The sequence below is a fragment of the Parafrankia irregularis genome, assembly GCF_001536285.1.
Classification (GTDB): domain Bacteria; phylum Actinomycetota; class Actinomycetes; order Frankiales; family Frankiaceae; genus Parafrankia; species Parafrankia irregularis.
In genome coordinates, this window is sequence record NZ_FAOZ01000006.1 from 426,215 (window position 1) to 446,165 (window position 19,951).

The 19,951-nt window shown below is 71.4% G+C and carries 17 protein-coding genes and 1 pseudogene; 13 read left to right on the top strand and 5 right to left on the bottom strand.

Translation table 11 applies throughout. The annotated features are described in order from the left end of the window. The first annotated feature begins 54 nt into the window (after nucleotides 1–54). Genes AWX74_RS12775 through AWX74_RS39960 form a run of 3 tightly spaced genes read left to right on the top strand, consistent with a single transcriptional unit; the run spans nucleotide 55 to nucleotide 1,203 of the window. Nucleotides 55–390, top strand: a complete 336-nt coding sequence (locus AWX74_RS12775; RefSeq protein WP_091275517.1) for a hypothetical protein — start codon at nucleotides 55–57, stop codon at nucleotides 388–390. Next, nucleotides 387–992 carry a hypothetical protein gene (locus AWX74_RS12780; RefSeq protein WP_091275521.1) on the top strand — a complete coding sequence of 202 codons (606 nt, stop codon included), beginning with the start codon at nucleotides 387–389 and terminating at the stop codon, nucleotides 990–992. The genes AWX74_RS12775 and AWX74_RS12780 overlap by 4 nt, the downstream gene beginning before the upstream one ends. Then, nucleotides 979–1,203, top strand: a complete 225-nt coding sequence (locus AWX74_RS39960; RefSeq protein WP_165615565.1) for a hypothetical protein — start codon at nucleotides 979–981, stop codon at nucleotides 1,201–1,203. The genes AWX74_RS12780 and AWX74_RS39960 overlap by 14 nt, the downstream gene beginning before the upstream one ends. Nucleotides 1,204–1,290: 87 nt before the next feature. Here the strand turns inward: AWX74_RS39960 and AWX74_RS12785 are convergent, their stop codons facing one another. Continuing rightward, nucleotides 1,291–2,247 (bottom strand): SDR family NAD(P)-dependent oxidoreductase, encoded by a 957-nt coding sequence (locus AWX74_RS12785; protein WP_091275523.1) that lies wholly within the window; start codon nucleotides 2,245–2,247, stop codon nucleotides 1,291–1,293. 187 nt (nucleotides 2,248–2,434) lie between these two features. On the opposite strand from AWX74_RS12785, the gene AWX74_RS12790 reads away from it, so the two are divergent. The 5 genes from AWX74_RS12790 to AWX74_RS12810 all read left to right on the top strand — a co-directional run bounded on the left by AWX74_RS12790 (nucleotide 2,435) and on the right by AWX74_RS12810 (nucleotide 10,975). Next, on the top strand, nucleotides 2,435–4,162 hold the full coding sequence (locus AWX74_RS12790; protein WP_165615582.1) for an FAS1-like dehydratase domain-containing protein: 1,728 nt from the start codon (nucleotides 2,435–2,437) through the stop codon (nucleotides 4,160–4,162). Next, nucleotides 4,159–5,340 carry a lipid-transfer protein gene (locus tag AWX74_RS12795; RefSeq protein WP_091275530.1) on the top strand — a complete coding sequence of 394 codons (1,182 nt, stop codon included), beginning with the start codon at nucleotides 4,159–4,161 and terminating at the stop codon, nucleotides 5,338–5,340. The genes AWX74_RS12790 and AWX74_RS12795 overlap by 4 nt, the downstream gene beginning before the upstream one ends. Further along, nucleotides 5,337–7,112 carry an AMP-binding protein gene (locus AWX74_RS12800; protein WP_311983804.1) on the top strand — a complete coding sequence of 592 codons (1,776 nt, stop codon included), beginning with the start codon at nucleotides 5,337–5,339 and terminating at the stop codon, nucleotides 7,110–7,112. The genes AWX74_RS12795 and AWX74_RS12800 overlap by 4 nt, the downstream gene beginning before the upstream one ends. Nucleotides 7,113–7,647: 535 nt before the next feature. Beyond that, complete coding sequence (locus tag AWX74_RS12805; RefSeq protein ID WP_165615583.1) at nucleotides 7,648–9,780, top strand: NACHT domain-containing protein; 2,133 nt, start codon at nucleotides 7,648–7,650, stop codon at nucleotides 9,778–9,780. Nucleotides 9,781–10,057: 277 nt separating this feature from the next. Then, nucleotides 10,058–10,975 (top strand): hypothetical protein, encoded by a 918-nt coding sequence (locus AWX74_RS12810; protein WP_131799453.1) that lies wholly within the window; start codon nucleotides 10,058–10,060, stop codon nucleotides 10,973–10,975. A 7-nt stretch (nucleotides 10,976–10,982) separates the two neighbouring features. On the opposite strand, the gene AWX74_RS12815 is transcribed toward AWX74_RS12810, so the two are convergent. The 4 genes from AWX74_RS12815 to AWX74_RS12830 all read right to left on the bottom strand — a co-directional run bounded on the left by AWX74_RS12815 (nucleotide 10,983) and on the right by AWX74_RS12830 (nucleotide 15,306). After that, nucleotides 10,983–11,903, bottom strand: coding sequence for a cyclase family protein (locus AWX74_RS12815; RefSeq protein WP_226932087.1), 921 nt, complete (start codon nucleotides 11,901–11,903; stop codon nucleotides 10,983–10,985). A 61-nt stretch (nucleotides 11,904–11,964) separates the two neighbouring features. Continuing rightward, nucleotides 11,965–13,125: a thiolase domain-containing protein gene (locus AWX74_RS12820; RefSeq protein WP_091275543.1), complete on the bottom strand. Its 1,161-nt coding sequence runs from the start codon at nucleotides 13,123–13,125 to the stop codon at nucleotides 11,965–11,967. Then, complete coding sequence (locus AWX74_RS12825) at nucleotides 13,122–14,264, bottom strand: lipid-transfer protein (RefSeq protein ID WP_091275546.1); 1,143 nt, start codon at nucleotides 14,262–14,264, stop codon at nucleotides 13,122–13,124. Before AWX74_RS12825 ends, AWX74_RS12820 begins: the two co-directional genes overlap by 4 nt. A gap of 1 nt (nucleotide 14,265) precedes the next feature. Continuing rightward, nucleotides 14,266–15,306, bottom strand: a complete 1,041-nt coding sequence (locus AWX74_RS12830; RefSeq protein ID WP_091275549.1) for a Zn-ribbon domain-containing OB-fold protein — start codon at nucleotides 15,304–15,306, stop codon at nucleotides 14,266–14,268. Between the two features lie 320 nt (nucleotides 15,307–15,626). Between AWX74_RS12830 and AWX74_RS12835 the strand changes: the two genes are divergently transcribed. The 5 genes and pseudogenes from AWX74_RS12835 (at nucleotide 15,627) to AWX74_RS12850 (ending at nucleotide 19,951) form a co-directional block, all read left to right on the top strand. Then, nucleotides 15,627–17,828: an ABC transporter permease gene (locus tag AWX74_RS12835; protein WP_091275553.1), complete on the top strand. Its 2,202-nt coding sequence runs from the start codon at nucleotides 15,627–15,629 to the stop codon at nucleotides 17,826–17,828. Nucleotides 17,829–17,901: 73 nt separating this feature from the next. Continuing rightward, nucleotides 17,902–18,348: pseudogene (locus AWX74_RS42475) on the top strand (ATP-binding cassette domain-containing protein); the annotation flags it as partial. A 210-nt stretch (nucleotides 18,349–18,558) separates the two neighbouring features. Beyond that, nucleotides 18,559–18,660, top strand: a complete 102-nt coding sequence (locus tag AWX74_RS42480; protein ID WP_369812861.1) for an ABC transporter ATP-binding protein C-terminal domain-containing protein — start codon at nucleotides 18,559–18,561, stop codon at nucleotides 18,658–18,660. Further along, nucleotides 18,657–19,454: an ABC transporter ATP-binding protein gene (locus AWX74_RS12845; RefSeq protein ID WP_242666204.1), complete on the top strand. Its 798-nt coding sequence runs from the start codon at nucleotides 18,657–18,659 to the stop codon at nucleotides 19,452–19,454. The genes AWX74_RS42480 and AWX74_RS12845 overlap by 4 nt, the downstream gene beginning before the upstream one ends. Then, nucleotides 19,451–19,951 (top strand): hypothetical protein, encoded by a 501-nt coding sequence (locus AWX74_RS12850; protein WP_207550302.1) that lies wholly within the window; start codon nucleotides 19,451–19,453, stop codon nucleotides 19,949–19,951. The genes AWX74_RS12845 and AWX74_RS12850 overlap by 4 nt, the downstream gene beginning before the upstream one ends.

Genomic DNA, 19,951 nt, shown 5'->3' on the forward strand with positions numbered 1-19,951 from the left:
GCCTGCCCTCGCCCGGCCTTGCCCTGACATGTCCCCTGATTCTGGAGCGCGATTGTGGAAACGCAGGCGGCGTCCCTCGCCGGCACCTGGAACCTCGATCTGAAGACCCCCGTCGGCACGTTGGCAGTGCGGTACCACTTCGAGCGGGCGGCGGACGGAGCCGTCCGCGGCACCGCCACCGGTGCCTCCGAGACCGTCCCGCTGGAGGACATCACCGTGAGCGAGGGCGTTGACGGTGCTCTTCGCGTGACCTGGCGGCAGAAGGTGACCAGGCCGATGCGCCTGAACCTCGCCTTCGACGTCCTCGTCGCAGGCGGGCGCATGACCGGGTACTCCCGCGCCGGCCGGCTTCCCCGCACGACCGTTTCCGGTACGCGGGTCCGCCCGTGACCGGGCTTCTGCTGTCCGTGCATGTGATCGCCGCGATCCTCGCGATCGGGCCGGTCGCCGTCGCCACGAGCATGTTCCCTCCCGCGCTGGGCGCCCACCAGGCCATGCCGCACGACACCAGGACCGCCGGCACGCTGCTGGTGCTGGCGCGCATCACCCGCGTGTACAGCGCCGTCGGGCTCGTCGTGCCCGCGTTCGGTCTCGCGACCGGGGCCAGTCTCGGTGTGCTCGGCGATCCCTGGCTGATCGCGTCGATCGTACTGACCTGCGCGGCGGCCGTGATCCTCGCCGTGCTGATCCTGCCCGCGCAGGAAAGGGCACTCGCGTCGGTGCGTCCCGTGTCCCGCCGCACCGTCCCCGCCTCGGCGGTTCCCGTCGCGACTCCCGCCGAGGCTGGTCCCGCCGACAGCGATCCCGGCGGAGCCGTCTCAGCCAGCGCAGTTCCAGCCGACGCCGATCGAGCCGACGCCGGCGAGCTGGAGATCGGACGGGCGTCCACCGCCCTGCTCGCCATGCGGGCCGGCATCTTCAACCTGCTGTGGGCGATTGTCGTGGTCCTCATGATCTATCGTCCCGGCTCCACCACCGGTGCCGGGGGATGACGGACGTCTGCTCGCGCCCGATCGGCGCGCGCTGGACGGGACGCCGGCCGGCCCACGTCGCCGTCATGGGCACCTGGTCCTGGCCGTGTTCGCGGCCGTGGCGGTACCGATCGACCTCGGTGGTGCCGACGACGGCGGCGGCGATCCGACGTCGATGAGCACCCGCCGCGCCTACGACCTGCTCAGCACGGAGTTCTTCCCGGGGTCATAGTGACCAGCGGGCAGGAGCAGGGTCGAACCGCCGACCTGCCGCTTTCGGGCGGGGCCTGACGTCACCCCCCGAATGAGCTGGTTCTGGTCACGGTCCGTTCAGGCGCAGTTCGGCGGGTGGGACGGCGTAGCCGTTGTGGGCACCGGCTCTGGCTTCGGCGCCGAAGGTCTTGGACAGTTCGTCAGCCGTCCAGGTGTCGCCGGAGGCGGTGTAGACGGCCTCGACGCGGGGCCGCGCCAGCACCCCGATATGGGTGCTGTAGGTGATGAGGACCTGGCCGGTTATCGGTGCAGAGGCGGGTGACGCGAGCCAGGTCACGACCGTCGCGACATGCTCGGGGGCGAACGGGTCGGGGCCCTCGGCGGGTGCCGGCCGGAAGGTCGCCGACGTCATCGCGGTGCGGGCCCGCGGGGCGACGGCGTTGGCGCGCACGCCGTAACGGGCCGCGCCCTGCGCGGTCGACAGGGTCAGCGCGGTGACGCCGGCCTTGGCCGCGGCGTAGTTCGGCTGGCCGGGCGGCGCGAGCAGGAAGGACTCCGAGGTGGTGTTCACGACGCTGGCCTCGACCGGGCCGCCGACAGCCTTGGAGCACTCCCGCCAGTAGGCCATCGCCGCACGGCTGGTGCCGGCGTGCCCGCGTAGGTGTACGCGCACGACGGCGTCCCAGTCCTCCTCCGGGAGGCTGAACAGCATCCGGTCGCGGATGAAGCCGGCGTTGTTGACGAGGATGTGAAAGCCGCCGAAGGCGTCGACCGCCGCCTGCACGAGGCTCGCTCCCACCTCCCAGTCGCCGATGTCGCCGCGCATCGCGAGGGCCGCTCCCCCGCTCGCGTTGATCTCCTCGGCGGTGTCGGCGACGGACTCCGCCAGGTCGTTGACGATCACGCTGGCGCCGGCCGCGGCGAGGGCGAGCGCCTCCGCGCGCCCCAGGCCCTGCCCGGCTCCGGTCACCACCGCGACCCGGCCGGCGAGCGGGCCCCGGCCCGCCGGACCGCCCGCGCCGCCGCCTGTGTCATCCCGATCGGTCGCCGCGCCACCGGACATGTTCGACCTCCCGTCCACCGCCGGGGCCCACCGTGACCCGCTCCAGGCGGAAGTAGAACACGTTTCATTCGATCTGGACAACAGCCCTGACGACTCATCAGGTTTTCGTCCATCGTGGTTGTGCGCGACTGGAACTCGTTCTAGATTCGCTCTGCGAACGGGAGCGCCGCACCCACTGGGAGGACGCGTGCCGACGGCTGCCGACACGACCATCACGCCCGCGGAGGACGGCTCCGGACCCGCCACTCCGACACCGGAGCCGGCGCAGGAACCGACGCAGGAACCGGAATCGGAGCAGGAGCAGGTGCAGGCCGGGCTCGCAGAGCGGCTACGCGCGGAGGTAGGTGCCCGGGCACCCCGGCGCGTCGCGCGCCATCGGGTCAACGAGGCGATGATCGCGCACTGGTGCGACGCGATCGGGGACGCGAACCCCGCCTACACCGACGCGGCGCACGCCGCCACCACGGTGCACGGCGGCCTCGTCGCTCCTCCCGCGATGCTCGACGTCTGGGACCGGCATGGACTGCTCGAACGCCGCGAGGCGGACGACCCGCGGGCGCGCGTCATCGCCACGCTGGAGCAAGCCGGGTTCATCTCGGTGGTCGCCGTCAACGCCGAGCTGGAGATCCACCGCTACCTGCGGCCCGGCGACCTGCTCGGCAACGTGCAGACGCTGGCGGACGTCTCCGCCGAGAAGCGGACGGCGCTCGGCGTCGGGCATTTCGTGACGTCCCGGCACCGGTTCACCGACCAGGCCGGCGAACACGTCGGCGACCTGCTCTTCCGCATCCTGAAGTTCCGGCCGGGCAGCGGGCAGCGCCCACCGGACGCGGCGAAACCGAACTCCGCGAACGCTTCGGGCGCCAGCTCCGTCACGACGCGGTCAGGACGGTCAGGGCCGTCAGGGCCGCAAGGGCCGCCTGATCCGGATCCCGCTCGGCGGCCGCGGCCCGCGATCAACCGCGACAACCAGTTCTTCTGGGACGGAACACGAGCCCGGGAGCTGCGCATCCAGCGGTGCGACGGGTGCGGGGCGTTGTTCTCCCCGCCCACCGCCAGGTGCTGGCACTGCGGCGGCTTCGAGCTGGGATGGATCGTCGCCTCCGGCCGCGGGCGGCTGTATTCGCACGCCGTCGTCCACCACCCGCCGGCGCCCGGGTTTCGCTATCCGCTGCCGGTCGGGCTGATCGAGCTGGCGGAGGGGACGCGGGTGGTCGCCGACCTCGTCGGCTGCCCCCCGGCCGGCCTGCGGGTCGGGATGCCGGTGGAGCTGACCTGGGTCGAGACCCACCCGGCGCTGGTCGACGGCGCGGCCGACGAGCGCGGGCCGATCGTCCTGCCCGCGTTCCGCCCCGCTCCTCCACCACGGCGCACCGACACCCTGACCGCCCCCGAGGCCGCGGCAGCCGTCCAGCGCTCCGAAGGACCCGAGGGCCGTGAAGGCCCTGAAGGCCCTGAACGCTCCGAAGGCTTCGGAGGCTCCGAGGCGGAGCTGGCGTTGTGGTCGGTTCCGGTCACCGCGACCCTGATCGTCTCGGGTGCGATCGCCACCCGGGACTTCCAGCCCGTCCACCATGATCGGGAGCTGGCCGTGCGGCGCGGGTCCGCCGACATCTTCCTGAACATCAACACGTCGGTCGGCCTGCTGCAGCGCTATGTCAGCGACGCGCTCGGCCCCGACCTGATCGTCCGCGCCATCCGGGTGCGGCTCGGAGCACCCGCCTACCCCGGCGATCATCTCGTCTTCACCGGCCGCCTCACCTCGGCGGACGCCCGGACGGGACGGGTCACCGTCACGGTCCGCGCGACCGGCGGCCTCGGGGACCATCTGGTCGGCACCGTCGAGGTCGTCCTGCCCGGCGGCCGGGAACACGACGAGGCCCGCGCCGCCGCTGCCTGGCAGTCGCCGTCGTGAGCGGGCACAGCTATGCCAGGCGGACGGCGATCGCGGGCATCGGCGCCACCGACTTCTCCAGCGACTCCGGGCGCAGTGAGCTGCGGCTCGCGCTCGAGGCGTGCGTGGCCGCGCTCGACGACGCCGGGCTGCCGGCCTCCCAGGTCAACGGGCTCGTCACCTTCACCATGGACGGCAACCCCGAGTCTGACCTGATGCGCGGGCTGGGGATCAGCGAGCTGACCAGCTTCAGCCGCATCCATTTCGGCGGTGGGGCTCCGTGCGCGACCGTGCAGCAGGCGGCGCTGGCCGTCGAGGCGGGCGTCGCCGACTACGTGCTGTGCTACCGGGCGTTCAACGAACGCTCCGGGCGCCGGTTCGGCTCCGGTGTCGGTGACCGGCCGACCGGCACGACCACCGAGCAGGCGTCGTTCGCCTGGACGTCGCCGTACGGGCTGCTGACCCCGGCGTCGTGGGTGGCGATGTTCGCGACCCGGATGATGCACGAGCACGGCGTGACCACGGAGGACTTCGGGCGGGTGGCGGTCGCGTGCCGCCGGCACGCCGCGACGAACCCGCTGGCCCGGTTCCATGGACGTCCCATCACCCTCGCCGACCACCAGGCGAGCCGGTGGATCGTGGAGCCGCTGCGGCTGCTCGACTGCTGCCAGGAGACCGACGGCGGCCAGGCCATCCTGGTCACCACCCTCGAACGGGCCCGTGACCTGCGCCAACCGCCGGCCGTCATCGAGGCCGCCGCGCAGGGCATGGCCGACGACCAGCAGATGATGCGCTCGTTCTTCCGGGAGAGCCTGGTCGGCCTGCCCGAGGCCGCGACCTGCGCCCGGCAGCTGTGGGAGACGTCCGGGCTCGGCCCCGACGACATCGCCGCGGCGGTGCTGTACGACCATTTCACCCCGTTCGTCCTGACCCAGCTGGAGGAGTTCGGGTTCTGCGGGCGGGGCGAGGCGGCGGACTTCATCCGCGACGGCGCGATCGAGCTCGGCGGGCGGCTGCCGGTGAACCCGCACGGCGGGCAGCTCGGCGAGGCCTACCTGCACGGGATGAACGGCGTCGCGGAAGGTGTCCGTCAGGTGCGCGGCAGCGCGGTCAACCAGGTCCCGGGCGCCGACCACGTGCTGGTCACCGGCGGCACCGGCGTCCCCACCAGCGCACTCGTTCTCGGGAGGGACCGTTGACGACCCCCAGCCCGGCGCAGACGTCCGACCCGGCGGCGGGCATGGCACCCGAGAGGCTGGGCCTCGACGACGGGGCGACCGTGTGGGAGCTGGTGCGCCAGCGCGCCACGCTCACTCCGGACGCGCCACTACTGATCCTCGACGCCCCGGCGGCAGCCGACCCCGGCGCTCGCACGGGCGCCGTGACCACCCTGAGCTGCGCCGAGTTCGCCGTGGAATGCGAGCGGGTCGCCGCCGGCCTGTACGCCCTCGGCATCGGGCCGGGGTCGGCCGTGAGCTGGCAGCTGCCGACGAGGCCGGAGACGGTCGTGCTGTCGACGGCGCTGGCCCGGCTCGGCGCCGTCCAGAACCCGATCATCCACATCTACCGGGAGCGCGAGGTCGGCTTCGCACTGGCCCAGACCGGGGCGGAGCTGTTCTGCGTGCCGGGCCGCTGGCGCGGCACCGACTTCCGGTCGATGGCGGACTCCGTCGCCGCCACGCTGCCGAACCCACCTCGGGTGCTGTCCATCGGCGACCCGACCGACGGGCCCGACGGAAGCGGTCGCAGCGCCGGGAACGACCGAAGCGGCACGGCCGGAAGTAACCGTTGGAACGGCGGGCTGCCGACCGGTGACCCGGCGACCCTGCCACCGCCGCCCCCGGCGACCCGCGAGTCGGCCCGCGCGGTCCGCTGGATCTACTACACGTCCGGGACGACATCCGACCCCAAGGGCGTGCGGCACAGCGACAGCACTTTGATCGCCGGCGGGCGGGGCCTCGCCGCGGCGCTCGGCACCGGGCCGGCGGACGTCGGATCCATCGCGTTCCCGTTCGCCCACATCGGCGGCCCGGACTATCTGATCATGATGCTGGTGAGCGGCTTCCCCGCGCTGCTGCTGGAGACGTTCGACCCGGCCGCGGCCATCGCCGCCTACCGGCGCGCCCGGGTGACGATCGCCGGCGGGTCGACCGCCTTCTACGCCGCGGTGCTCGGCCAGCAACGCGCCGCCATCGCCCGGGGTGAGCGCGGGCCCGTCGTGCCGACCCTGCGGATGCTGTCCGGCGGTGGCGCACCGAAGCCGCCGGAGCTGTTCACGCAGCTGCTGGCCGAGGCCGGTGTGCCGATCGTCCACGGCTACGGCATGACCGAGGCCCCCATGATCACCTCCGGCTGCCGCTCCGACACCGGCCGGCAGCTCGCGCACACCGACGGCCGCCCTGTGCTCGGCGTACGGGTACGGATCGTGCGCCCGGACGGAACAGTCGCCCCGCCTGCTCCTGGCGCCGAGGGCGAGATCCGGGTTCGCGGCGCGACCGTGTTCCACGGCTACACCGACCCGGCACTGACCGCCGCCGCCTTCGACGACGACGGCTGGTTCCGCACCGGCGACCTCGGGATCCTCGACGCGGACGGGCATCTCACCATCACCGGGCGGCTCAAGGATGTCATCATCCGCAAAGGCGAGAACATCTCGGCGAAGGAGATCGAGGATCTCCTGTTCACCCATCCGAAGGTCGGCGACGTCGCTGTCATCGGCCTGCCGGACCAGGAGCGCGGCGAGCGTGTCTGCGCGGTCGTCGAACCGCTCGCCACCGCCCCGGCAGCCGGTGACCCGACGCCCGGCACCTCGGCCCACCTGACGTTCGCCGAGATGACGGAGCATCTGCGGGCCGCGGGGCTGGCCCGGCACAAGGTCCCGGAGCAGCTCGAGGTCGTGACCGCGCTGCCCCGCAACGCCACGCTCAAGATCCTCAAGCACGTCCTGCGTGACCGCTACGGAAGCAGCTGACCGGCCGCTTACCGACGGCATCCGCGGTCGCCCAGCGCCGGCCGTCGGCTCGGGCTCGCGGCTCTGGGACCGAACCGTCGCATTCCCTCCTCTCCTGCGGCACGAAACACGATCTCCAGAATCGTGAAACGAGTGCGGCGGCAACGAAGGTTTCCCACCCCAGGTGACGTTAAACCCACCGGCTGTGAGCATCTACTCGACTCCCCCGATTGCGCGTTATCCTCACGGGCCCTACCGTCATACAGAAGGGCCTTGCCGGCCCAGCTATCGCCACCGAGCGACTGGAGTGAAATTGTAGTCTTCCGGGAAGGGCAGCACGATGGGTGAGAGACCTGGACGGTCGTGGGTACGAATATCTTTCTCCGGCCCGCCCGATCCAGCTGCCGGCCGAATTCGGCGCCGCGCCGATCAGGCTCTCTGGCTAGCCCTGGTTCCTTTACGCGAGCTGAACCGCAGGCGGCTGCTGTGGCCCAGAAACAGTCCACCGGGTCGCTGGCGACACTACCGGACCTTGGTCGCGAGGATGCTGCTCTTCGTGACAATCGCACTCATTCTCGCCTGGATCACGCTCGCCTTCCTCGTGGTGTTCGATGTGAGGGAGGACATGTGGTGGTGGGTTCCTGACGTCCAAGACGAGCACGGTGTGGACAAGGACCGCCGTGAAGGTTTCAACGTGCTGGTCAGCGCACTGGGACCAACGCTGCTCGTCACACTCGCCGGCCTGGCTGTCTACTTTCGACGGCTAGGTCAGGTCCGACGTTTCTACCAGCGCAAGGCAAAGCGGAACCCAGAGAGGCTCGTGCAGACCACGGGAAGCATCATCGGTGAAGTGGTGGGCCGCGACAGCCTGTGCGACGCCATCATCGAGAACTTACGGGACACCACCGAGCGGCGGGTGCACATAGTCGTCGGCGGAGTAGGAGCAGGAAAGACCGCGCTGCTGGTGCGGATGACCCAGCGGCTTGCCCACAAGGGCGCGATTCCGATTCCTATCCGCCTCAGGGACTACCAGAAAGATCTTGATTTCTGCAAGATGGCACGCAGACGCTTCGAGGAGGAGATTACTCCCTTCGTCTACTCTCAGGCCTCGGTGGACAGAATCTGGCGCCACCTCCGGTATACGGAAAACCGTATCGTCGTGCTCGCGGACGGCCTCGAGGAAGCATTGAAGGAGAAGAATGGCGAGCGGGACTCCTACTTGCGAAACGCGATCCGCCAGGCGCAGGAGGAGGGATTGCCGCTGGTCGTCACCTCCCGGCCACACGACCCCCTGAAGGCGATAGAGGCGGCGATTATCACCTTGGAGCCCCTGAGCCAGGAGGCCGCATTCGAGTACGTGTCCGCCGTGGACAAGGGACTGGACAGCCGGCGCCTCAACAGGGCAGTGGCGGCCGCGGGAGTGGCGGAGTCTCCCCTGTACCTTCAGATCACCAAGGAGCTGAACGAACTGGATATGCTCGGCCACATTCTACTCGACGACGAGGACGGGGCCGGCGACCCTCGTGACCGAGTGGACTGGCAGATTCGATTCGACCTCGCCGAAACATGGATCGAGGCCCTGGTCTCCGGTCGCCTGCATCCGGAACTACCCATCGGCGAAGAGGAACGAAAGGCTACCGTGGAATATCTTTCCGCGCTGGCAGCCGTCGGGCTCCGCAAGGACCGGGCCGAGGTCAGATTCGACGAGCTTGTCCCTGCGGTCAACTACCACACCGAGGACGACGTGCAGGGCCCGCCTCCGCCCGGATCTCATGGAGCACTGTCACGAAACGCCGAGGCCGAGGACCAGAACCCGAACGTCATGGTCCGCAGGGAGCTGGACCGACGACTGAAAAGAATCCTTTCCGGGAACCGGCCGGAAACACCCGATAACTCGACAGAGCTCTGCCCTGGCATTGACATCAGAGTGGCGACCACATGGGGAATGCGGATGGGGGTCATCGAGGAGCAGGACGGCGAGCAGGTACGCTTCCGGCATTCGATAATCCAGGCCTTCCTTGGATCAAGGTACATCGAGGAGATCCTCGCAGGAGAGCTACGTTCTTCCGGTGCCCTGCCGGATTGCCGACCGCGGGCGGACCAGAAGTTGATGGAGCCCGGACGCGAGATAACCATGGCCCTGATCTTCTATGCATGCAAGGAGAGCTTCAGGTGCTCCTGCAAGGTCGGTAAACAGCAGGAGAGCTGTCCTGTGGCCGCGGCGCGGCAACTATTGATCGACATGGCGGAAGCACTGCTTCAGAACACCCTGGAGAGCAGAGGGGGCCGAGAGTTCGCCGTCCTCACGGAGAACCGTGGAAGGCACCTCAAGGTGATCGACCTGTACGCCTCCGCTCTCGATGTCGACTGCTTTGACAACGCTCCTCACCACAAGGACATTGCGGCCGCCATCAGCGGCGAATGGGGAGAGCTCTGGGACTACGACCAGCAGACGCTGGTCACCGCGAAGAAGTCCTTGATCAGAAGAATGGGCGCTGCGGCCAGGCTGGTCGGCGCCATGAACGCCGGCAGACCATGCTACCGGGAAATGTTTCTCATCGGCCGTCAGGATCCGACGTACTCGGTGCGGTTCGCGGTCGGCCAGGAGATCGGCGACGGCGGCGACGCCGCTTACCGGGAGATTCCGGCCGAGGGGGGTGTCGCAGGTGTCGCAGGTGAGCCACGATGACGAGTGGCCTGACCACAGGTGGCAGACCGAGCGACAGCGCCGCCGAGCCATGCACCAGGAGATGGTCGATCATTCGCAGCAGGAGCGGGAGCGGGAGAGCAAGGAGCGACTGAAAAATCGCGAGAACTGGCAGGAAGCCGAGCTACGGGCGCGAATCCACCCCATCCTGGTGGCCACGGCAACCACCGAAAACCGCGGGAGTGCCCCATACAGCCTCGTGGAGACCCGAGTGAGGCAGGTACGTGATCACCTGCTGCCGAGGGACCAGGAGATTGCGTTGGCTCAGGGTTTCAAACTCGCCGCCAACCGCCGGGCCCGCGCGCGGGACAACGCGCGCGCCCGTGAGTTCCTCTCGGAACAGGCCTGGGAGATGCTCAAATATGCCAGGTTCTGGTATTCGCGCCTCACCCTGCTGCACGCGCTCACTCTCTGGGCGCTGCCCGATGACACCGAGCGGCCGCAGGACCTGCATGGCAAGGGCTCGGACCCGCAGGAGCTGGTCCGACAGTGGCTGCGGCCCGCCGATGATCGCATCGACATCCCTGAGCACCCGTTCGTCGACGCCGCTCGCCGGCTCTCAATATGCGCGTTGCAGACTCGGAAACCCGAGAAGTTCCTGTGGATCGATGAGGCTGGCACCGCAGCCCAGGTCGGGTCGGAGAACGCGGGTCTGAAGGACCGCCGCAGGGAGTGCCTGTGGATCGCGCCGTCCGCTGGCTGGAGCACCCTTGAACCGACGGCCCAGCAGCTCCTCGCGGACGTCCTGATACTTCTGATCCTGGCGGAGCGCGGCGACAGAATGGACGACCGGATGCGTCGCTTCGAGCGCACGGAGGTCGACCGGCCACCTCTGCTACCGCCCTGTCTGACAAGAAGCCGTCGTCCGTTGGATCCGATGCGGACCGAGGTACGTTCCGCCGATTCTCCGCCTGGCTCGAACTGCTCCGACAGGTGCTCCTTCGAGCTTTGCCCATTTCCACCAAAAGGGCCTGAAAGTCGAATAGAGTTCAGCGAGACCTTCTGCATGACGCAGCGGGCAATGCTGCGTGCCTGGCGCCCCAGATCGTGGGTGAGCCTGCGGTTCCGTCGCAAGGCACGCTGGCAGCGGCATGTGCCGGTGGCCGACCTCCGTCAGTTCTGGAGTGAGATGGAGGGCCGAGCCTGGGACCGACCAGTGGAAGAGGTCCGTCCATAGCTCGGATCTACTTCACCGCGGTGGGAGCGACAGGGGCGCCGAGGGCGCCGGTGAACGGTTCGGGGGTCGCCGTCAGCAGGAAGGTGTACTCGCCGTCGGCGCCGCAGTCCGCGGCGAGGGCTTCCAGGTCGAAGTTCTGGCCCTGCAACAGGCCCATCTCGACGAGGTGGAGCAGGTGCACGGGCAGCAGCAGGTCGGGCCGTTCGCAGGGGAAGACCTCGAAGGTCAGGGTGTCGATGGCCACGGCGGCCACGTCCCGGGCGCGCAGCCAGCGCACCGTGCCCAGCGACATCCCCGGTGACGGGTAGGTGTAGCCGGTGCGGTCGCCGGCGTGGAGCAGCTGGATGTGCCCGGTGCGCACCAGCAGGATGTCGCCGGGCGCGACGGTGGTGCCGGCGAGGTCCGCGGCGGCGTCGAGGTCGTCGGCGGTGATGGCGTGGCCGCCCGGCAGGCGGTCGACGCCCCTCACGCGGGCGACGTCGAGCAGGACACCCCGCCCGGCCACGGCACCGATCTTGTCAGCGCCGCAGCGGGCGGCGCCGGCAGCGGTCACCGTCGACGCCGGGAAGCCGTTGTACAGCCGGCCGGCGTAGGTGGCGTGCGCGAGCGCGTCCCAGTGCGTCGCCGCCTGCAGGCCCATGACGACGATGTCGTCGCTGAAGCTGACGTCGGCCGGGTCGCCGGTCAGCGGCTCGTTGACCGACAGCATGGTGCGCAGCGGGTTCAGGCGGCCGGGCACCATGCCGGTCTGCGGGCCGTTCGCCGACAACGGCAGCGCGAGCGGGAACAGCCGGCCGTGGCGGGCGAGGGCGGCGCCGGCCCGCACCGCCTCGGGGGTGAGCAGGTTGAGCGTTCCGCGCTCGTCCGCCGGGCCCCAGCGGCCCCAGTTGTTGACCGCCCGCGCCAGTTCGTGGAACTCCTCCGGCATCACCAACCGACCGGTCCCCTCCCTGCCACGGTGAAAGCGGAACGACGAGACGACGAGACGGTCAGCCGTCGAGGGACGTCCGGACCACCCACATCGAGAAGTACTGGGCGGCGCCGCCGTAGGCCTGGGCGAGGGCGACCCGGGCACCGTCCACCTGGTGCTCCCCCGCCTGCCCGCGGACCTGCTGCGCCGCCTCGGCGAAGCGCAGCATGCCGGACGCACCGATCGGGTTGGACGACAGCACCCCGCCCGACGGGTTCACCGGGAAGCTGCCGCCGATCTCGGTCTCACCGCGGTCGACGAGCTTCCACCCCTCCCCCGGCCCGGCGATGTCATGGCCTTCCAGCCACATCGGCTCGTACCAGGAGAACGGGACGTACAGCTCGGCGACGTCGATGTCGGCCAGCGGGTCGGTGATGCCGGCCTGGCGGTACAGGTCCGCCGCGCATTCGACGCCGCCGCGCGGGCGGATCGGGTCGCGGCCGGGGAACGACGACGGCTCGCTGCGCATCGCGGTGGCCGCGACCCAGGCCGGCGCCCGGCCGTCGGCGGCGGCTTCGAGGCCGCCCGCCTCGTCGGTCAGGACCAGCGCGCAGGCGCCGTCCGACGACGGGCAGGACTCCAGCCAGTGCAGTGGGTCCCACAGCATCGGCGACTCGCGCACCTTCTCGATCGTGATGTCGGGCAGCCGCAGGTGCGCGTACGGGTTCTTCAGCGCGTTGAGCCGGTCCTTGACCGCGACCTGCCAGCCGATGTGCTCCGGCGCCCCGCTGCGGCGGATGTAGGCGCGGATCCACGGCGCGAAGATGCCCCCGGCGCCCATGCTGCCGGACTTCCCACCGCTCAGCCCCCACTGTGCGTTGCCTTCGGACTGCTTCTCGAAGGCGACCGCGAGCACCCGCCGGTGCGCCCGGGCGTGGATGAGATGCGCGGCGACGATGGCGGTGGAGCCGCCGACACTGCCCGCGGTGTGCACGCGCATGATCGGCTTGCCGGCGGCGCCGAGCGCGTCCGCCAGGTACAGCTCCGGCATCATCACGCCTTCGAACGCGTCCGGCGCCTTGCCGATCACGATCGCGTCGACGTCCCGCCAGGTCATCGCCGCGTCCTCCAACGCGCGCAGCGCGGCCTCGCGGACCAGGCCGGCGAGTGAGACGTCCTGGCGCTTCGTCCGGTGGTGGGTCTGGCCGACACCGACCACCGCGCACGGCTCAGCGCTCACCGCGCACCTCCGGTCGTCTCGAGCACACAGACGAGGTTCTGTTGCAGGCACGGCCCGGACGTCGCATGCGCCACGGCGCGGGCGGCACCGCTCTCGCGGGCGGCGGCGTGCTCCCGGGCAGCCCGGGCTGCCTCGGCGATCCGGACCAGGCCGGTCGCCATCACCGGGTTCGCCGCCAGCGCGCCCCCCGACGGGTTGATCTGGACGGCGCCGGGGTCGAGGCCGAGGGCCTCGGTGAGGATCAGCTCCTGGTGGCTGTAGGTCGCCGACAGCTCGGCGACGTCCACCGGCCCGTCGCCCACCCCGGCGGCCTGGCCGGCCAGCCGGGTCGACGTCGAGGTGGTGAGGTCACGCATGCCGGGCTGGTGCGGTTCGACTCGGTGCTCGATCGCCCTGATCCAGACCGGGACGATGCCGTGCTCGGCGGCGAGCCGCAGCGCGACCGGGCGGGTGGCGAGCACGACCGCGCAGGCCCCGTCCGTCACCGGCGGAAGGTCGCTGGCTCGTAGCGGGTCGCGCACGTATGGGTTGGCGAGCAGGTCGTCGGCCGTCTCGGTGCCGGAGACGACGGCGTGCGGGCTGCCGACGCCGGCCCGGCGGGAGCGGGCTGCCACCTCGGCGAGGTCGCGCTCGGTCGCCCGGCCCGCCTCGATCAGGGCCCTGGCCTGCAGTGCCGCGAACGTGTGCGGGTCGGCGCCGAGCGGCGCCAGGTAGTAGGGGTCGCCCTGCAGGGCCAGCACGATGTCGAGCTCGCCGGTGGACGACTTCCCGGAGCCGAAGACGAGCGCCGTCTGCTCGGGGTCGGCGCCGGTGTGCGGGGCGATCCGCAGCCGGATCCACGCCTCGTGCAGCGCCCAGGCGCCGTCCATCTCGACGTGGGATTCCTTGATGGGTGGCCAGGCGCCGACGGCGTCCAGGTTGGCGACGAAGGTGAACGTGCCGCCGGAGAGGTAGTCGCTGCTGCCGGAGCAGGTGAAGTCGATCTCCTGGCGGGTCAGGTGCGCCGCGGCGAGCGCCTCCGTCACGGTCGCGAGGCACAGCTGCACCTCGGTCTGCTCGGCGAACGACACCATCGGCGATACCGCGTAGCCGACGACGGCAACCTCGGGCTCGGCGGCGCCGGTCCTGTTGTCAGCCATCTCAGAACACCCGCTCGATCGCGTCGGCGACGGCGACGTCCGGCTCGCCGGTCGGCCGCCAGCCTTCGATGACCCCGTCGACAGCGCCCCAGCCCCGGTTGGTGAGCGCGCTGGTGTCGCGTTCCTCCGGCGGCAGCCACGCCGCCGCCACCCGCATCCCGACCCGGACGTCGGCGTTGTCGACGTCGACGACGGCCTGCAGGCCGAGCAGCGCGTCGGCCTCGTCGAGCAGCACCGACACCCGGGCGAACGGCTCCGTCTCGCGCTGCCCGGGGTAGGGCACGGGGGTGACGATCGTGAAGTTGGTGACGACCCCGCGGTCGGGCAGCACGACGTCGTCGTCCGGGCCGAGGGGGACGGCGTCGATCGGGCAGAAGTCGCGCGGCGGCACGTACACGAGGCCGCACCGGGTGCAGCGCTGCCCCATCAGGACTCCGGCGAGCAGCGAGTCGGCGTACCGGGAGCCGGCCGGGGCGAGCCGTTCGACGTACCGCAGCGACGACGGGATCTCGACCACCGAGACCGGTTCCAGCGCCGGGGCCGGCTCCTGCTCCGAGGCGGGCTCGGGCTCGGCGGCCTCAGCCGGAGCAGCCGCCTCCGGCGGTTCCGCGGAACCGCCGGGAACGAAGCAGACGAGGTCGTCGAGGTGCCCGCGCGGGGTGTCACGCCAGCGCGGGACGACCCGCAGGCCGGTCGTCATCGCGGCCGGGTCACCGGCGTCGACGGCGTGGAACAGGGCGGTGTCGGCACCGTCGAGCTGGATGAGCGCGAAGGCGAACGGGTGGTCGAACGGGTGCGCGCGGGTCGGCTCGGGCACCCAGGTCCAGGTGCGCACCGTGCCCGCCGGGCCGACGTCGACCGGGGTGGGATCGCTGGCCTCGCCGGTCTCCGGGTCGTATTCGAGCGGAGGGACCAGCACCCGGCCGCCGGCGCGCACACCGGTCAGGCGGCGCTGGCCGAGGGCGGCCACATAGGCGCCGACGACCGGTCCGAGGCTGCGACGGTAGGGAAACTCGACCTTGCTCTCCAGCAGCCGTGCCACGTCTTTCGACCTCCCGTTGGCCGGTGGGTCCGTTCGCTCAGGGACGGTAGGGGCGGCAGCACCTGCGGTCAAGCGCTTGCTTGGGAATGGTGAAACCGACCAGGTCGGCCCGTAGGTGGCGGGTGGGCCGTTGCGCACCCATACGAGAACGTGTTTCATTATGTGACCCGAAGCACAACATCGGTAGTCCGTCGGGCGATCCGTCGGCCGCGGTCTCCCGCACGGACCGCACACGGCCCGGCCACCGCCGGCCACCGTCGGCGACCCCGCGGCTTCCACCACCGGCGGGCCGGGCGACGTCACAGAGAAACGGCAACCGGATGCACGAGTTCCTCGTCTTCACGATCAGTGGTCTCACCACAGCCGGCATCTACGCGATCACCGCCAGCGGACTGACGCTGACCTACGTGACAACGGGCGTGTTCAACGTCGCCCACGGCGCCACCGGCATGATCGCCGCGTTCGCCTACTGGCAGCTGCGCGTCGGCTGGGGCTGGCCCACGCCGGTCGCCCTGCTGCTGTGCGTCTGCGTGCTGGCCCCGGCGCTCGGCATCCTGATCGAGCGCCTCGTCATGCGGCGCCTGGACGGGACCTCACCGACGACGCGGCTGATGGCGACGGTCGCACTGCTCGTCAGCCTGCTCAGCGCCGCGCAGTGGATCTGGGATCCGTCCGACTTCCGTGCCCTGAGCGAACTGTTCCCCGGCTCCGGCTTCACCGTGGCGGGTGTCGCGGTGCCCTACGACGACGTGCTCGTCCTCGGGCTCGCGGCGCTGGTCGCCGCCGGGCTGTGGGCGCTGCTGCACTTCACCCGGGTCGGGGTCGCGATGCGCGCGGTGGTGGACGACCGGACGCTCACCGTGCTGAACGGCGCCCGCCCGACGGCGACGTCCCGCCTCGCCTGGGCCATCGGCACCTCGCTGGCGGCGCTGGCCGGGATTCTGGTCGCGCCGAAGCTGACGCTGTCCGCCATCCCGCTCACGCTGCTGATCGTCAACGCGTACGCGGCGGCGGTGATCGGCGGGCTGCGCAGCCTGCCGCTGACGTTCGTCGGGGCGTTGGTCGTCGGGCTGGCGAACGACTACGGCATCGGTTACCTGCCGAAGATCCACACCGGTGCCCAGTACCTGACCGGCCTGGTCGCGATCATCCCGGTGGTGGTGCTGGCGCTGGCGCTGCTGGTGCTGCCGTCGTCCCGGCCGCGAGGCCGCCCGGCCTCGCGGATCCGAGAGATCACCCCGTCGCCGAGCTGGCCCGCGGCCGGGCTGCTGGTCGCCGGCACCCTGCTCGGGGCGGCCATCGCCGTCACCACCGTCACCGAGGCGGACCTGTTCTCCTCCACCCAGATGTGGGGCCTGGGCATCGTCGGGCTGTCGGTGGTGCCGCTGGTCGGCTACGCCGGTCAGACGTCGCTGTGCCAGCTCTCCTTCGCCGGGATCGGCGCGGTCGTCGTGGCGCACGCCGGCGCGGACGGCAACCCGCTCTCGCTGCTGCTCGCCGCGGCCGTGACGGCGCTGGTCGGCGCGCTGGTGTCGCTGCCCGCGCTGCGGCTGTCCGGCATCTACCTGGCGCTGCTCACCGGCGCGTTCGCGGTCGCGCTCGACGGCTGGATCTTCCAGCTGCCGGCGTTCACCGTGTTCGGGCACCGGTTCGACCTGTTCGGCGCCGGCTCGCTCACGTTCACCCGGTTCCACGCCTTCGGCGCCGACACCGCCGGCACCCGGCCCTACTTCGTCTTCGGCGCCGTCGTGTTCTGCCTGGTCATCCTCGGCCTGGTCGGGCTGCGCCGCAGCGATCTCGGGCAGCGCCTCATCGCGCGCAAGGAGAGCCCGACCGCCTGCACGACCATCGGCGTCAACCTGCGAACGACGAACCTCGCCGTGTTCACGCTGTCCGCGGCCATCGCCGGGCTCGGCGGCGGCATCTACGCGGCCGGGCTGCAGTCGGCGACCCCGGAGACGTTCACGTTCGTCACCGGCCTGACCGTGCTGCTGATCGTGGTGGTGGCGGGGGTCAGCTCGCTCGGCAGTGGTCTCGCGGTGGCCCTGCTGCTGGGGACGTCCAGCCTGTCGAACGCCTTCGGTGGTGACGCGACGAGGATCACCGCGACCGCGGTCGGGCTGTCCGCGATCGCACTGGCCGCGAACCCGAACGGGCTGATCCCGGGCTTCCTGCGGCCCGCGTTCGCCCCGGTCGCCCGGGCCCCGGGCGTCGCGGTCGCCGGGCTCGGGGTGCTGGGCCTGCTCTGGGCAGCCCGCCTGGTGGACCTCATCGACGGCTACTCGCTCGTGCTCGGTGTCCTGCTGCTGGTGGCGGCGGTGCCGGTGCTCGCCGCGATGGTCGCCGGCAGCCGGCTCGCCGCCCGCCAGGACGGGCCGTCGTCCGGCACCGGCGGACTGCCGGACGGCGGCCTGTCCGAACCGCTGGAGTGGCTCGGACTGCGGGGGCAGGTGGGGCGGGCGGACATCGCGGCCGTCGACCGGGCGCTCGGCCTGCCGGAGGTGGCGCATGCCCGCCCCTGAGACCAGCCCCGCCCTTGAGGTGCTCTCCGTTCTCGAGGTCGACGGCATCACCGTCCGCTACGGGGCGCACGTGATCCTGGGCGGTGTCAGCCTGGCGGTACCCGCCGGGCGGGTGACCGGCCTGATCGGCCCCAACGGGGCGGGCAAGACGACGTTGTTCAACGTCATCACCGGTCTCCTGACACCGACGGGCGGCGGCGTCCGGCTCGGCGGGCACCAGCTCGCAGGCCTCGCCCCGCACGAGCGGGCCCGCCTGGGCATGGCCCGCACCTTCCAGCAGCTGGAGCTGTTCGGGCAGCTCACCGTCCTGGAGAACGTGCTGATCGCGGTGCGCATGCGCGAACGGTGGACCAGAAGCCGCCGGCGCGGCGGCCGGCACAACGCCGCCGGCACGGGCCGCCCCGCCGGCGCGCGTCCCGCCGGGGGGCGCGCCGAGGCGGCGGGGCTCATCGCCCGGGTCGGTCTCACCGCGGTCGCCGACGAGCGCGCCGACTCCCTGCCCACCGGGCTGGGGCGGCTGGTCGAGCTGGCCCGGGCCCTCGCGATCCGTCCGTCGGTGCTGCTGCTGGACGAACCGGCGTCGGGGCAGGACGGCCAGGAGACGGCGAGGTTCGCGGCGCTGCTGCGGGAGCTGGCCGCCGACGGCATGGCCATCCTGCTCGTCGAGCACGACATGGACCTGGTGATGGATGTGTGCGAACACCTCTACGTCCTCGACTTCGGGGAGCTGATGGTGGCCGGCAGCCCGGCGCAGGTGCGGTCCGACCCGCGGGTGCGCACCGCCTACCTCGGCGACACCGGATCGGACCAGCTCGTCCGGGAACCTCGGTGAGCGCCGCCCGGACGCAGCCGCCGCTGCTGGCGCTGCGCGGCGTGGAGGCCGGCTACGGCGCCATCACCGTGCTGCACAGCATCGATCTCGAGGTCGCGGCCGGCGAGGTGCTCGCCGTGCTCGGGCCCAACGGGGCGGGCAAGAGCACCACGCTGCGGGTGGCCGCCGGGCTGCATCGTCCGTCCGCGGGCGATCTGCTGCTCGACGGGCGGCCGGTGACCGGCGCGGATCCGGTCGCGCTCGCCCGCAGCGGCCTGTGCCTGATCCCGGAGGGGCGCGGGATCTTCCCCACGCTCACCGTCGGGGAGAACCTGCGGATGGTGACCTACCGGGGGGTTTCCCGGGCGGAGGTCGAGCACCGGGCGTTCACCGCGTTTCCCCGGCTCGCGCAGCGGCGGCGCCAGCGTGCCGGCACCATGTCCGGCGGCGAGCAGCAGATGCTCGCCATGGCCCGCGCGATCGCCGGCGACCCCGCCGTCCTGCTGCTGGACGAGCTGTCCATGGGGCTGGCGCCGCGCATCGTCGGGGAGCTCTACGACAAGGTCCACGAGATCGCCGCGACCGGCGTGACCATCGTCGCCGTCGAGCAGTTCGCGGCGGCGGTGCTCGGGGTCGCGACCACCGCCGTGGTGATGGCGGACGGACGGATCGTGCTCGCCGGCGCACCGGACGACATCCGAGGCGAGCTGCAGGGCGTGTACCTGGGCGGGCCCGCGCAGCCCGGCCGGCCCCGCCCGGGTTCACCGCCGCCGACGGCAGACCACCGCAACGACGTGTTGACGGAGAGGGCATGAGCGCCGAGACGACCACGACCACGAGCACCGCCGCGAACACCATGAACACCGCGACCACCCCGACGGACACCGAGACGAGCACCGCGACTGCGACGGACCGGTCGGACCGGTTCCGCGCCGAGCTCACCCGGCTGCGCATCCGCGACCCGCGGACCCGCCTCGACGCCCAGCTGCTGCGCCTCGGCGTGGTCCTGATGGCGCTCGGGATCCTCCTCGCGGTCTTCGGCTACACCATCTCGCACGCGACCACGAACCCGTTGCAGCAGCGGGACGCCCTCAACATGTCGCTGATCGGCGTCTGCGTGACGGTCACCGGGACGGCGCTCTTCCTGCGCTACTCGCTGACCGGCTTCCTGCGCTTCTGGCTGGCCCGCATCCTGTTCGAACAGCGGGAGCAGCACGAACAGCGGGAGCAGCGGGAGCAGCGGGAGCAGCGGGAGCAGCGGGAGCAGCGGGAGCAGCAGGCCTGTCTCGCCGAGCGGGGCGGGGCGTGCTGA